This window comes from Wenyingzhuangia sp. IMCC45467 (genome assembly GCF_054111205.1).
The window spans coordinates 3,451,097-3,466,677 of sequence record NZ_CM134196.1; the positions used below are offsets into that span (position 1 = coordinate 3,451,097).

The 15,581-nt window shown below is 30.0% G+C and carries 11 protein-coding genes; 9 read left to right on the forward strand and 2 right to left on the reverse strand.

Annotated elements, in window-relative coordinates; genetic code table 11:
- Nucleotides 1-47: 47 nt before the first annotated feature.
- From ACXGQT_RS14665 to ACXGQT_RS14675, 3 genes are all read left to right on the forward strand, one after another.
- The gene (locus tag ACXGQT_RS14665) at nucleotides 48-614 is read left to right on the forward strand and encodes a serine protease (RefSeq protein ID WP_457829319.1); all 567 of its coding nucleotides are present in this window, start codon (nucleotides 48-50) and stop codon (nucleotides 612-614) included.
- A 4-nt stretch (nucleotides 615-618) separates the two neighbouring features.
- Entirely contained in the window at nucleotides 619-2,121 is a 1,503-nt protein-coding gene (locus tag ACXGQT_RS14670; protein ID WP_457829320.1) for a flotillin family protein, read from the forward strand.
- Between the two features lie 409 nt (nucleotides 2,122-2,530).
- The gene (locus tag ACXGQT_RS14675) at nucleotides 2,531-7,876 is read left to right on the forward strand and encodes a GEVED domain-containing protein (protein WP_457829321.1); all 5,346 of its coding nucleotides are present in this window, start codon (nucleotides 2,531-2,533) and stop codon (nucleotides 7,874-7,876) included.
- 308 nt (nucleotides 7,877-8,184) lie between these two features.
- On the opposite strand, the gene yajC is transcribed toward ACXGQT_RS14675, so the two are convergent.
- Both yajC and nusB read right to left on the reverse strand, forming a co-directional pair.
- Nucleotides 8,185-8,478: a preprotein translocase subunit YajC gene (gene yajC / locus ACXGQT_RS14680; RefSeq protein ID WP_457829322.1), complete on the reverse strand. Its 294-nt coding sequence runs from the start codon at nucleotides 8,476-8,478 to the stop codon at nucleotides 8,185-8,187.
- 64 nt (nucleotides 8,479-8,542) lie between these two features.
- The gene (gene nusB, locus ACXGQT_RS14685) at nucleotides 8,543-9,481 is read right to left on the reverse strand and encodes a transcription antitermination factor NusB (protein ID WP_457829323.1); all 939 of its coding nucleotides are present in this window, start codon (nucleotides 9,479-9,481) and stop codon (nucleotides 8,543-8,545) included.
- 178 nt (nucleotides 9,482-9,659) lie between these two features.
- Here nusB and ACXGQT_RS14690 point away from each other — a divergent pair, with 178 nt between their 5' ends.
- From ACXGQT_RS14690 to ACXGQT_RS14715, 6 genes are all read left to right on the forward strand, one after another.
- Nucleotides 9,660-11,417, forward strand: coding sequence for an ABC transporter ATP-binding protein (locus tag ACXGQT_RS14690; RefSeq protein WP_457829324.1), 1,758 nt, complete (start codon nucleotides 9,660-9,662; stop codon nucleotides 11,415-11,417).
- Nucleotides 11,418-11,473: 56 nt separating this feature from the next.
- The gene (locus ACXGQT_RS14695) at nucleotides 11,474-11,839 is read left to right on the forward strand and encodes a PUR family DNA/RNA-binding protein (protein ID WP_457829325.1); all 366 of its coding nucleotides are present in this window, start codon (nucleotides 11,474-11,476) and stop codon (nucleotides 11,837-11,839) included.
- 174 nt (nucleotides 11,840-12,013) lie between these two features.
- Nucleotides 12,014-12,382, forward strand: a complete 369-nt coding sequence (locus ACXGQT_RS14700) for a BlaI/MecI/CopY family transcriptional regulator (protein ID WP_457829326.1) — start codon at nucleotides 12,014-12,016, stop codon at nucleotides 12,380-12,382.
- Entirely contained in the window at nucleotides 12,379-13,872 is a 1,494-nt protein-coding gene (locus tag ACXGQT_RS14705) for a M56 family metallopeptidase (protein ID WP_457829327.1), read from the forward strand. Before ACXGQT_RS14700 ends, ACXGQT_RS14705 begins: the two co-directional genes overlap by 4 nt.
- A 70-nt stretch (nucleotides 13,873-13,942) precedes the next feature.
- Nucleotides 13,943-15,088 carry a tetratricopeptide repeat protein gene (locus ACXGQT_RS14710; protein ID WP_457829328.1) on the forward strand — a complete coding sequence of 382 codons (1,146 nt, stop codon included), beginning with the start codon at nucleotides 13,943-13,945 and terminating at the stop codon, nucleotides 15,086-15,088.
- Between the two features lie 74 nt (nucleotides 15,089-15,162).
- Complete coding sequence (locus ACXGQT_RS14715; protein WP_457829329.1) at nucleotides 15,163-15,573, forward strand: HYC_CC_PP family protein; 411 nt, start codon at nucleotides 15,163-15,165, stop codon at nucleotides 15,571-15,573.
- The last annotated feature ends 8 nt before the right edge of the window (nucleotides 15,574-15,581 follow it).

The following is a 15,581-nucleotide window of genomic DNA, read 5'->3' on the forward strand; positions in this document are numbered from 1 at the left end:
TTACCGAATCATTATGCAATGCGTTATATTTCGATAAAAATTAATTTATGGAGTTTTTAGATAATTTAGATCCTGTACTTAGAGTTTTTTGGTATGTAGCTATTCCCACTAGTGGAATTTTTATTGTTCAAACCATTTTAACTTTTATAGGTGCTGATGCTACTGATGGAATTGATACTGATTTTGATGGTGATTTTGACGGAGACAATGCTCCTTTTCAATTTTTCTCATTCAGAAACTTAATTAACTTTCTTTTAGGATTTAGTTGGACAGGAATTTCATTTTTTAAACAAATAGAAAACACAACTTACTTATATGTTTTAAGTATTCTTGTAGGAGTGTTTTTTGTGTTCTTGTTTTTTATTGTCATCAAACAAATTACAAAACTTGCCGAAGACAATACTTTTAAAATCACTAATACCATTAACAAAACAGTAGAAGTCTATACACCTATTCCTGAAAAAAAGTCTGGTAAAGGTAAAGTTTTGGTGAGTGTAAACGGTTCTTATCATGAACTAGATGCTATGACAGAAAATGATAAAATTTTAAGTGGTACCACTGTTAAAATCACAAAAATCATCAATCAAAATATATTAATCGTCGAATCAATTTAATTTTATGGAACCTATTTTTATTTTTATTGTAGCTGCAATTGTATTGTTTGTTACCATTACTGCCTTAATTGCAAGGTATAAAAGATGTCCGTCGGACAAAATTTTAGTTATTTATGGACGTACAGGTGGAACTTCTGCAAAATGTGTGCATGGTGGTGGTGCTTTTATATGGCCAGTTATTCAAGACTATGCCTATTTAGATTTAAAGCCTATTTCTATAGAGGCCAATTTAACCAATGCTTTAAGTAAACAAAATATTCGTGTAGATGTTCCTTGTAGATTTACCATTGCTATTTCTACAGAAACTGATAGTATGAACACGGCAGCAGAAAGGTTATTAGGGTTAACACATGACCAAATTCAAGAATTAGCCAAAGATATTTTATTTGGGCAATTGCGTTTGGTGATTGCTACTATGTCTATTGAAGAAATCAATTCTGATAGAGATAAATTTTTAGAAAACATTTCTAAAAATGTGGATAGCGAACTTAAAAAAATAGGGTTAAAATTAATCAACGTAAACGTTACAGACATTAAAGATGAGTCTGGTTATATTGAGGCTTTAGGGAAAGAAGCTGCTGCAAAAGCTATTAACGAAGCTAAAATTAGTGTTGCAGAACAAGAGAAAATAGGAGAAACAGGTAAGGCTTTGGCAGATAGAGAAAAAGACACTCAAATTGCCGAAACCCATAGAGATAGAGATGTTAAAATTGCCATTACTCAAAAAGATAGAGAAATTAGTATTGCCTCTGCCGCTAAAGATGAATCTATTGGTAAGGCCGAAGCACAAAGAGATACCCGTGTAAAAACATCTGAAGCCAATGCTATAGCCATAAAAGGGGAAAACGAAGCTAGAATTGCCATTGCACAATCTGAAGCAACAAGAAGAGAGAAAGAAGCTGAAGCTTTAAGAATAGCCTCGGCATCAGAAAAAGTACAATCAGCAAAAGCTTTAGAAGAATCTTATGTAGCAGAGCAAAAGGCAGAGGATGCAAGAGCAGAAAGAGAAAGAGCTACCCAGAATGCCAATGTATTAATTCCAGCCGAAGTAGCTAAAAAACGAGCAATTATAGAAGCACAAGCACAAGCTGAAACTATTAGAGAGCAAGCAAAAGGAGAAGCAGATGCTATTTATGCTAAAATGGAAGCGGAGGCAAAAGGATTGTTTGAAATTTTAACCAAACAAGCAGAAGGATATAAAGATGTTGTTAGTGCTGCAGGTGGAGATCCTTCTAAAGCGTTCCAGTTATTATTAATAGAAAAGTTACCTGAACTGGTAAGAACTCAAGTAGAGGCTGTTAAAAATATTAAAATAGACAAAGTAACTGTTTGGGACTCTGGAAACAATACAGATGGTGGTGGATCTACAGCAAATTTTGTTTCAGGAATGATGAAATCTGTCCCACCGTTAAACGATTTATTTAATATGGCAGGTTTAGATTTGCCTACTTATTTAAAAAAGGAAATAGATAAAAAACCAGAAGATAACGAAGAAATCAAGGAATAAAGAACATTCTTTTTACTTTAAAAACAACCTCGTAGAAATTTTTTACGAGGTTGTTTTTTGCGTTATTATCAAAAAATAAATACTAAACTATAAAATTATGTATTTATGTAGTCTATTGTTGAATTTTTGATTCTTTTTAGGTTTAATATGCAGTTAATCAGTGGTTTTTATCGTTTATTAACAAATGTTAAATTAATAACATGTGTTAGTTTAAATAGGATTAATTGCTATATCAGAACAAGTCAAAACTCTATATTTGTTTCCAAAAAAAAAGAAAAGCTAAATGTTTAATAAAGAGGTCTCTAAATAATTTTATTTAAGAGATGTTAATTAAGTGTTTTAATTTTCTGTTGCTACAAAAGGAAAAAATGAATAATAAAGACATGATTAAACAAAGTACGTTTTTGATATGAGTATAAAATATAATATTAATCTCTTTTTAGGGGTTATTCTATTGTTTTCTTTTTTTAAAGTTAATGCACAAACAAACGACCCTAGTCCATATTGTAAGCCAGCAAATTTTAATAGTGATGGACATTATATTACAGATGTAACCATTGGTAATATAGATAATATAACTACTACAAGTGCTAATTCTGATAGATATACATACTTTAACAATTTGTCTACAGATTTAACCGTAGGGCAAGAGTATACTTTGTTAGTTACTTATAGAGTTCCTTCTTATAATGGTCATTTAGCAAAGGTATGGATAGACTATGGTAATGATGGTGATTTTAGTAATGCAGTAGAGCTAGCAAGTTATAGTGGGAGTCAAGCAGCTCAAACTTATAACAGATCAATTACATTTACAGTTCCTAGTAATGCATCTGTAGGTACAGCTCGTTTAAGAGTAATGGTCGTTAGGAATAATATAGGAATATGTAATACTGCATATCAATCAGGAGAAACCGAAGATTATAAATTAAATATTAAAGCACTTCCTGCACCACCGGTGGCTAATTGTGTTGGTAGTTTAGATGTAGAATTAGATGTTGCAGGTAACGCAACTATTACACCCGCACAGATCAACAATGGTTCTACAGATGTATATGATGATGCTAATGGTTTAACACTTTCCTATTCCTTAAACAAAACAACATTTAATTGTAATGACCTTGGGGCAAATGAAGTAACATTAACGGTAACGGATAGTGATGGGTTAACTGATACTTGTACAGCCATTGTAAATGTATCTGTAAGTTCTTCTTCGTTTGTAGCACCAACATTAGAACCTGTAAATACCTATTGTGATTATACTGTTGTAGCACCAATTATGAACTATCAATGTGGGCAACAAATTACGGGTACAAGTAATGTTACAGGACAAGTCATTAATAGTAATACTACTATAACATGGACGTTTACTAATGGAGAAGATTCAGTTACTAGCAATCAGGTAATTACTTTTTATTCCTCAGAAAAACCTACTGGGGTTGGGGCAACAAATATTAATAAAACATCAGCTAAAATATTTTGGAAACACAATAATATTAATGGTGATGGAGATGATGATGACGATACGCTTGGACCTTATAAAATTAGATACAGATATAAAGATAGCTCAGGAGCTTGGACAAACACAACTTCAGCTAATAAAGAAATCACAATTACCGGTTTAAGTAGTAGTACCGAGTACGAAGTACAAGTAAGTATTGATGGAGATTGTGGTGTTTACAGCGATTTGTTTTATTTTACAACTACCGATTTAGAATATTGTATTGTAGATGTAAATTTAAGTTATAGTGGAGATTATAGAATAAATAAAGTAGATATTGGAACTATTGCATTAGATAAAAATAATGTAGGAGAAAATAGTAATTTTTATAATGACTATACTACTTATTCTACAAATTTAACTCCAGGACTTACTTTTTCAGGGACCGTAGATTATAAAAAAAGTACTTATAATGATACCGGTTTTGTTGTATGGGTGGATTTTAACCAAGATGGTTTTTTTGATGATGTTAATGAAAAAGTTTATGAAGCTGATCTTGATGAAGTAAGTGGTTCTGGAACAGTTCAATTAACAGATATTGAAGTTCCAATTGATGCATTACCAGGACAAACTAGAATGCGTGTTGCCATTAAGCACAATGGGTTACCTACCAGTTCTTGTAATTTTGACAATCAATCTGGAGAGATTCAAGATTATAAAATAATAATGGGGTCACAACCAACTCCTGTGGCAAATTGTGTGGGGAATTTAGAAATTAATTTAGATATTTCTGGAGAGGCAACTATTACTGCTGATGATATTGATGACGGTTCTACAAATGGATATAATAGCGAGAATAACTTTACTTTATCTATAGATAAAACTACTTTTGATTGTAATGATGTAGGAGCAAACACAGTTACTTTAACAGTAACCAATACTTTTGGTTTAACAAGTACTTGTACAGCAACAGTAAATGTATCAAATTATACAGGCCCTTTTACTGTAGATACTTTAGAGGCTGTAGAATCTTATTGTTCTTATTCAGTAGTACCACCAGTTATTAATTACTTATGTGGTCAACAAATTACAGGAACAAGTGAAACATACTCAGAAGGAGATATTATAAATTCGAGTACCACTATTACTTGGACTTTTGACAATGGAGAAAACACTACAACAAGCACACAAGCTATTAATTTAACCACTCCAAGTGTACCTACAAGTGTTGCTGTTTCTTCTATTACAGAAACATCAGCAAGAGTAGATTGGAATGCTACTAATGATGGACCTTATAAAATACAATATAGATATAAAGACAGTAGCAATACATGGTTAGAGGTTACAACTACCAATACCTTTATTACTTTATCTGGTTTAGATAATGGAACAGAATATGAAGTGAAAGTTGGTTTTGATGCTAGTTGTGAGCAAAATTCATCACTTTTATATTTTGAAACAGCTCAGTTTTCTTATTGTACTGGAACAAATTTAAGTAATGATAACAATTATTACATAAGCAATACCACTATAGGAACTATTAACAACACCACAAATAGTAGTGGTAATCGTTATACTTATTTTGGAGGAACATCCACAACGGTTGCAGCAGGAGAAACATTATCAGGAACTATAAATTACGTAAAGTCAAATTCAGGTGATGTTGGTTTGACTATTTGGATAGATTACAATCAAGATGGAGATTTTGAAGATGTAAATGAAAAAATATATACAGATTTTAATACCTCTAATGGAACATCTGTAAGTAGATCATTTAGTGTATCTGTTCCAACAAATGCTGTTACAGGTAAAACAAGACTTCGTGTAGCCATCAACAAAGATCAAGAGCCGGTAACTTCATGTGATTTTTCTGGAGACCCTGGAGATATTGAAGATTATGATATATATATAGATCCTAGAGATACTAGTTTGTTTGAGATAGCAATGATTACACAAGTATATCATTCATCAACAGGAGAAAGATGGATAGAGGTAACCAATCAAGGTGCTGCTACCATCCCTTCAGGAACCTTAACTCTTGGATTGTTTCAAAACAAAACAGGAGACCAAACAGGAGTTGAGCCAACAGCAGTATATACTATTTTAACAGCTTTAACTCAAGGACAATCAACCTTAATAAAAAGTAGTGGTTCTTCGCTTTTAGCAACTGGAACTGTTAATGCTGGGCTTACTGATTTTGATGGAGCTAATGATATTATAGCTATTGTTAGCGAGTCGGGAACTACAGCATGGGAAAATAGGTTTGATGTAATTTCTAATATTTCAAATAACACATCTTATGTACGTAATGATAATATCTTATCATATAATAAAACTTATACATCTAGTGAATGGACTGCTTTTGTAAGTGATGATTTGGTTGCTTATGTACAAAGACATGCAAATGCTCCATTATTGTCTCAAGTAACAAGTGCTAATACTAATAATATAGATGCTAATATTAAGTTAGGAACTCACTATTTTGGTTCAACAACAAGGACTGCAAATGCATGGAATAATGGAATTCCTGATAGATCTAGATATGTAATTATATCAGAAAATTATGAACACACAGGAACTACTCTTAGTGCAAGAAAGTTAGATGTAACTGGTAGTTATAAATTAACTGTTACAAATCAGTTATTGGCAATTACCAACAACATCAATATTAACAGTACAGCACAAGTTAGGTTGGCAGGTACTTCTCAATTGGTACAAACACATACAGGAGCAAAGCAAGTTTCGGCAACAGGTAAAATTTTAATTGATCAGAATTCTACTCAAGCGAGTATTTATAGATTTAATTATTTTTCATCGCCAGTAAATAGTATTAACAAAACTACTTTTACGCTTGCAGATGTTTTAAAGGATGGAACCATACCTACTTCTAGTGAATCTAGTATTGTAAATATTAATTTTGTTAGTGGTTATAATGGTGCTGCAACCACACCTATCTCTATAGCAAATTATTGGATTTATACTTATCCTACCAACACAGGAAGTGAAGAAGGGTATATTCAAAAAGGATCTACAGGAGCTATACCACAAACAGATGGTTTCTTGTTAAAAGGAACAGGAGTAGCGCAAAATTATACGTTTGCAGGAGTACCAAAAGATGGTACTTTAACATCTACTGTTGGTGGATATCATACTTATTTAGTTGGAAATCCTTATCCATCTGCTATAAGTGCAAATAAATTTATCAAAGACAATATCAATTCTATTTCAGGTACATTGTATTTTTGGCAACACAATGGTGAAAAAAATGCTACGGGAGAAGCAGGACACAACTACGCAGGTTATGTAGGTGGTTATGCTACCAGAAATCTTGTAATGGGAGTGTCGGCAGATCAGGTACAATCTAACAACAATGAAAGCAATGGAACCCCAACATTAGGAGATGGAGCTTATGCTGAACCTAAAGCTTTTATTCCTGTAGGACAAGGATTTTTTATTCAAGGAGACGAAGATGGAGGAACTGTTACTTTTAATAATAGTCAAAGAGAGTATATTATTGAGGGAGCACAGTCTGTATTCTTTAAAACAGCTGAAAATCCTACTTACTTAACTACTGCTAGAACAGCAAGTACAAAAGCATATAAAACAATTAGTTCGGAAGACGAGGTTCCAATTATTAAATTAGGAATGAATTTTAAAAATGATGATAATGAAAACTTACATCGTCAAATAGGAATTTCGTTTATAGAAGGAAATACATTTGCTTATGATAACGGATATGATTCCCCATCATATAATGAAGGATCAACAGATATTTATTGGAAGTTTGCTGGAGATGAAGATAAATATTCAATTGCAGGTGTTCAGCAAATAAGTAATGACTTAGAGGTTCCATTAGAAATAGTAATGGGATATGATGGAGAGGTAACCGTAAAAATAGATGAATGGCAATCTATAAATAGAGATGTTTATTTAAAAGATATAGAGAGTCATACAGCTACAAAAATTAATGGAAACACAGCAACTCTTAATTTAACTCAGAATACTTATAATAATAGATTTTATTTAGCTTTTAATGATAATGGAAGTTTATCTACCGGTGATGTAAGTGTTTATAAAATGGATATTACTTATCAAGTAGGATTAAATGATATTTTAATTAAAAACACAGAGAATGTTAAAATATATAAAGTTGATGTTTACAGTATTGTAGGACAACAAATAAAGTCTTGGAGTGCTTTTGATAATAATACAGAACTTAGTTTAAACCTAGGCGATATAGCTCCTAATGTATATATTGTTAAAGTGTTTACGGATAGAGGAGTGGTAAAGAAAAAAATAGTTGTTAGAGGACAATAATATTATAAATACCTTGTAACAAAAAAGCCGAGAATTTAAATTCTCGGCTTTTTGTTTTCTATATTAAGTAGTTATAACTCATGTAAGATTGTCTTTGTAAATTTAGTTTTTGATGAACCAGAAGGACTAGCATTTCTATAGGTAGACATAAAACTATTGTAAAATAGACTTGAAGATATTAATGATGCTATTTTGTTTGATGAAAATAAAAAGTAAATCAAGTATAAAAAAAGGTGGTAACTTTAAAAGTTACCACCTCTTTTGTGAGTTGTAAAGCTTCTTTAAGAAAGAATTACATCAACTTAAAATTATTTTTTCTCAGGAGTATTGTATTTTTTTGTCAACTCCATAGAGATAGCTGTTTTTTCTAATAACAATTTTCCTGCATTGGTTTCAATCATTACAGTACCTTCGTTTACTTCTACTAATTTTCCGTGAATTCCTCCTGTAGTTACTACCTTAGTTCCTTTAACCAAAGTGGCTTTAAACTTCTTTTCGTTTTTGCTTCTTCTTACTTGTGGAATTATCATAAAAAATACTACGAAAATTACCATAATAACTAAAAACATAGGGCTCATAGCTCCTTCTTGTAATGCGATCATTCTAAATTATTTATTAAATTAATTGTCTTAAAATTTACCGTAAACATATGGGTTTGTTTTTTGATTACAAAGTCCCTCTACCAATTTTATTAAGCCTGTTTGTTTCGTCAAAATCTTTCCAAATTTTATCTAAAACTCCGTTAATAAACGTACTACTTTTATCGGTAGAGTAATCCTTAGCAATTTCTAAATACTCGTTAATAGTTGCTTTTACAGGAATAGATGGAAACTTTAAAAATTCACAAATTCCCATTTTAATTAAAATCATATCTAAATCTGCAATACGGTCTACTTCCCAGTTTGGTGTTTTGTCTATAATTTCAGCTTCAAAGGTTTTTAAGTTTAAAACTACTTTTTTAAATAAATCAGAAGCAAAAGCTTCATCATCACTGTTTTTGTATAGTCTACCAATAACAAAATCATCTTTGGCTTTTAATTCTTGTAAAGTTTTAACCACCCATGTGTTTACAAATGGAATGTCATCAACCCAACTAATGTTTTCACCTTCAAAATATTCAGCTAATTTTTCGTTAGGTGCTATAAATTCAGCAAAAAACTTTACAGCAAATTTTTGGTCTTTCTTAAAAGAAGTTTCATTATCTGCCATGTAATCTTTGTACAAATTACTAGCCATTAAATCGGCATAAATAATAGAAACATATTTATCATCTAAATACCAGTTGTTTAGCTTGTTCTCTTCTATATAGTTTTGTAAAGACACACTTTCTTTTAAAAGTTTAATGACTTTATTATCTATAAATTTTCTATTAGGGTTTAATTCTTCTTTGGTTGCAAAATACTTTTTCTTAGAAATTTCAGAAGTATTTTCGGCTATTTGATTAACTCTAACCAACATATCTAAAGATAGTATGTACAAGTCGTACATTTTATCTATACTTTGTCTTAAGAATTTTTCTTCTTTAACAATATTATCACTTTTAGCATGAATCATGGCATAAACCGATTGCATTACCTTAACACGAATATGTCTTCTGTTAATCATTTAGAAAGAACTTAAAGTTTTTGAGTGTACAAAAGTAACACTTAATTAAAAATATTTGAAAGATTAATTTATAAAATATTCATCTTTAAATAATGGAATGCTTCTTGTGTAAATGGACACAGTAAAATAGTAAGAATATAGTATCTTCGTATTCACAAAAAATGTACTCCCCTTTTAGATGAAAGAATTACAATACATCAATCAATTTTTTTATAAATATAGATTTCGTTTGTTATTAGGAATCACCATTTCTATAGCCTCTAGATATTTAGCGGTAAAAGTTCCCGAAATTGTTAAAAATTCTGTTAACGCTGCTAGTGATTATCATCAAGGAAAAATAACTGACTTGGCGGTGGTAAAAACAGAATTACTTCACAATATTCTTTTAATTATTGGTTTGGCAATTCTCTCTGGTTTTTTTACTTTTTTAATGAGACAAACTATTATTGTAACCTCTAGGTTGGTGGAGTTTGATTTAAAAAACAAAGTATATCAGCAATATCAACGTTTGAGTTTAAACTTTTACAAAAAGAATCGAACGGGAGATTTAATGAACCGTATTAGTGAAGATGTAGGAAAGGTAAGAATGTACGTAGGGCCAGCTATTATGTATACTATGAACATGTTGGTTATGTTTTCTGTAGCTATTTATAAAATGATTCAGATTGATGTAAAATTAACACTATATACTTTAATTCCGTTTCCGTTATTATCTATATCTATTTTTGTGTTGAGTAAAATCATCAATAAAAGAAGTACCATAGTACAACAACAATTATCAAAATTAACCACGTTTACACAAGAGGTTTTTTCTGGAATGAATGTAATTAAGTCTTATGCTATTGAAGGAATTACCAAACAAGATTTTGTTGATATAGCCGAAGAAAACAAGCAAAAAAATATTAGTTTATTTAAAGTACAAGCTTTCTTTTTTCCTTTAATGATTTTATTAATTGGTACTGCAAACATTATTGTGCTATATGTAGGGGGAATGGAATACATTAGAGGAAATATTAGCATGGGAGTGATTGCTGAGTTTATTATGTATACCAATATGTTAACTTGGCCTGTTGCAATTGTAGGTTGGGTAACTTCTACAGTGCAAGAAGCAGAGGCTTCGCAAAAAAGAATCAATGAGTTTTTAAACCAAGAACCAGATGTTGTTAACACTGTAGATGAGTCTAATTCTATAAACGGTGCTATAGCGTTTAAAAACGTGTCTTTAACCTATGATGATACTAATATTACGGCACTTAAAAATGTTTCTTTTACTGTAAATCCAGGAGAAACCATTGCTATTATAGGTAAAACAGGGTCAGGAAAATCTAGTATTCTTAATTTGGTAAGTAGGTTGTATGATACTACTTCGGGAGTAGTTTTGGTTGATGACAAACCAATCCAAGATCAAAATCTTTATCATTTAAGAAATCACATAGGTTTTGTACCACAAGATCCTTTTTTGTTTTCTGATACTATTGCCAATAACATTCGTTTTGGAAAAGAAGATGCTACAGAAGAGGAAATTATGGAAGCTGCTAAAAAAGCAGTTGTACACAATAATATTATGGCCTTTAATAAACAATATAATACTATTTTAGGAGAGCGTGGTGTAACGTTATCTGGGGGACAAAAACAAAGAGTGTCTATAGCTAGAGCCATTGTAAAAAATCCACAAATTTATATTTTTGATGATTGTTTGTCTGCTGTAGATACTGAAACTGAAGAACAGATTTTAAGAAATTTAAAATCTATTAGTAGAGACAATACAACTTTAATTGTTAGTCATAGAATTAGTGCTGCACAAAATGCAAACAAAGTAATTGTGTTAGATAATGGTGAAATTGTACAACAAGGTACTCATTATCAGTTGCTAAAAGAAAAAGGAATTTATCTAGAAATGTATCAGCAACAGCTAGAAGAAAAAGAAATAGAATAATGTGCTCTAAATAATTATTTTTATATATTTGAGTAGATAACAATAATAAGCTAATAATGAAAGAAAGAGAAGGGCAAGAAGAAATTTTTTCTCAAATTTTGAGGGCAGGAAGAAGAACCTATTTTTTTGATGTAAGAGCAACCAAAGCAGGAGATTATTACTTAACGATTACGGAAAGTAAAAAATTTACACATGACGATGGATCTTTTCATTATCAAAAACACAAAATCTATTTATACAAAGAAGATTTTACGGAGTTCCATGAACAATTAAAACAAGCTACAGACTATATCATTAATGAAAAAGGTGAAGAAGTGATTAGCGAAAGACACCAAAGAGACTTTAAAAAAGAAGACGAAGTAGAAAATGATGATAATTTAGCTACTGCAGATTTTACAGAAGTTAACTTTGACGATATTTAGAAAAAAGCTCAGTTTTTAACTGGGCTTTTTGCTTTAATTACAATTAATATAGAATCCAAAACTATAGTTTTTATGAAGTTATAGTGATGGATTTTTTTGTGATCTGTAATTTTTTAACTAAAAACTTAGTTTAAACTAAATATTTAGTTTATATTGGTGAGAAAATTAAATGATATGAAAACACTCACCAAGGCAGAAGAAGATGTAATGCAAATTCTTTGGCGTTTAAAAAAGTCTAGTGTAAAAGCACTAATTAAAGAATTTCCTAATCCTAAACCGGCATACAACACGGTTTCTACCATTGTTAGAATTTTAGAAAATAAAGGTTATGTAGATTATGAGAAGAAGGGAAAGTCACACTTGTATTTTCCTGTTTTACAAAAAAATGATTACAGTAACCAATCAATCAATCAGTTGGTGAATAATTATTTTCAAGGTTCTTTTAAAAGTTTGGTCTCTTTTTTTGTTGATAAAAATGATGTAGATCTATCGGATATAGAATCTTTATTAAAAGAAATGAACCATAAAAAAGAAGAGTTATGATTTACATTTTAGAAATTATTATGTTTCAAATGTTGTTTTTAGTCTTGTATTATATGTTTAAAAACGAAACATTTTTTAACTACAACAGAATTTATTTGTTAGGAACTTCTTTGTTTTCTTATGTATTGCCGTTTGTAAAGTTTGATGCTTTTAGAACCACTTTTTCAACAATCAATACTATAAATATCTTACCTACTGTTTTTATTGGGGACACTACACAAAATTTGATAAACAATACAAGTACCAATTCGTTTTCTTGGCATTGGTGGTATTTTCTTTTATTAGGGAGTATAGTAATGTTGGCGATTTTTATGGTAAAATTATGGAAGTTGATACAACTTTCTAAAAACGAACTGGTAATAAAAAGTGAAGAGGTTCGTCTTGTTACTATAAAAAATAGCCAATCTGCTTTTTCATTTTTCAACTGGATTTTTATGGGAGATCAACTAAAAGGAGAAGAAAGAGAAATTATATTGGAACACGAATTAATACACGTAAAACAAATACACAGTTTAGATTTGTTGTTTTTTGAAATTCAAAGAATTGTGTGTTGGTTTAACCCTTTGGTGTATCAATACCAAAAAGAAATACAGTCTTTGCACGAATTTATTGTAGACAACCAAATGATACAAAAATCAGGGAAACAAGATTATTGTAAAAACATTTTAACGCAATTATTAAATGTTCCAAAATTATCGTTAGTCAATACATTTTATAAACAATCAATCATTAAAAAAAGAATCGCTATGATCACAAAAAAAGAATCAAAATCTACTGCAAGATTAAAGTATGCATTTATTATCCCTGTAATGATGGGGATGTTGTTTTACACTTCATGTCAGCAAAATGAAAAAGAAGTGGAGGAAGAAACATTGATAGAAGTTAGAGATGATAAATCATATATGAAGAAAAATAGTACCAGTGAAGCAGAAGTTAATTATGATACAATTTATATAAACAATGGTACTAAAGAGGAAATAGTTAAGAGATCCAATGAGGTAATAAAATCTATGAGAGGAAATGGTTCATCATATGTAATAGTTGTTAAAGAGACATTAGAAGTTCTTGTAAGGGCAACGTTTTCAGATGATAAAGTAATAATTTCTGAAGAAAATTTAGACATACCATTTGCAGCTGTACAAAATTCAGCTGTTTTTCCAGGTTGTGAAGAAGAAGAAAACAAAAAAGCTTGTTTTAGTAATAAAGTAAACAGGTTTATAGCTAAAAATTATAACATTGGATTGGCTGAAGAATTAGGGTTGGTTGGCGTGCAAAGAATGGCAGGTATGTTTAAAATTAATGTAAATGGAAAGGTTTCTGACATTCAAGTTAGAGGAGAACATCAGAAATTAAATGAAGAATTTATAAGGGTATTAAATAGTTTACCACAAATGGAACCTGCCACACAAAATGGAGAAAAAATAAGTATGCCTTTCTCTTTACCATTGGTTTTTAGGGTAGAACCTAAAACAGATGAATCATCAAATTAATATAATTTAAAATTGCTGTAAAAGAGAAAAAAGCCAGAACAACTTGTTTTGGCTTTTTAATGTAAAAAATATGGAAAAGATACTATTAGGACTCTTAGTTTTATTCATGTACTCACATAAAATAAATTCTCAATCTGCTCAACTAAAATATGCAGATAGTTTATTTCTTTTAGGTAATTATTCAAAAGCTATTGAAGTTTATAAAAATAACAAACAAGAAGATGTCAGTGAAAAAATAGCTGAAGCGTATTTAGGGATTGGCAATTATGATTTGTCTCTAGAATATTATAAAAAAAGCATAATAGCAAAACCAAATAATATTTTGGTAATGTATAAATATGGAAAACTACTTTCTAAAACTAAACAGTATAATGAGGCTTTAAAAGTATTCAATAAACTATTAGAACAAGATGATAAAAACCCTAATTATCATTATCAAATAGGACTTATCTTAGAAAATCAGGAAAAAAAAGAAGCTTTAAATAAGTTTAAAACAGCATTTAATCTTGATAATACACATCAAAAATCTATTTATAAAATTGCTAAAAATCAATTGGTTAAAAAACAATATGATTCTGTAAACTACTATGTTAATATTGGATTAAGGTCATATGTAAACAATAGAAATCTTATAAGTTTAAAGGCCCAAAATTACTATAATTCTAAAAGATATTTAGAAGCAGTTAAATGGTTTGAACAGTTAATTAAACTAAATGAATTGAGTAAATTTATTCATGAAAGGTTGAGTTATTCTTATAAAAAGATAAACAAACCTCGTTTAGCTATAAAACATCAACTTTTGGCTATAGAGTTTGATACTAAAGATGCTTCAAATTTGTATACTCTTGGTCAATTATATGAAGAAGAGGAAGAGTATAAAAATGCTGAGAAATATATTCAAGCAGCTATTACAATTTTAGATGTTTCTCTCGATAAAAAATATTTAAGATTAGGTTATGTTCAAAATCAGCAGTATGAATATAAAAAAGCAATCCAATCTTTTAAGAAAGCTATAAAAGAAAGCCCTAATAACCCAGAAGCTCATTTTTATATAATCTATACAAAAGATAAATACTATGGAGATATTGATACAAGAATTAATCTTTATGAGAATTTTATGGAAAAATTTCCAAATAATAAATTTAAAAGTATTGTTGAGTTTAGATTAAAAACGCTTAGGAAAGAAAAATTCTTAAAAGGTGATAACGAAGGTTGATATAGTTAAATGAATTTTAGGGAGAAACAATTCTTTGTAATACCAATCACAAAATTTCATAACTTTGTAGTATCATGAAAAATAGTTTTCACAAATATATGGCCGTTGTTTTAGCTCTTATTGTAGTTTTTTCTACAGTATCGGTTACACTAACTATGCATTTTTGTGGAGAAAAAATTTCAGCAGTTACGCTGCTACAAAATGTAAAACAATGTTGTAGTGATGTTCAAAATTCTGAAGGAATTACTCAGGTCACAAAAAAAACTTGTTGTTCTGATGTAAAAATCACCAAAGATTCACAAACAGAAATTCAGACACAAAACACTACGTTGAGTTTACACCAAAAAGTGTTTTTTACTTCTTTTGTAACTGCATATTTATCCTTGTTTAAAAATCAAAACGAACAAGATTTTACTTTTTTAGATTATTCGCCACCTTTGGTTGTAAAGCCTATTTACAAGCTAGATGAGGTTTACCTTATTTGATTTTTTAT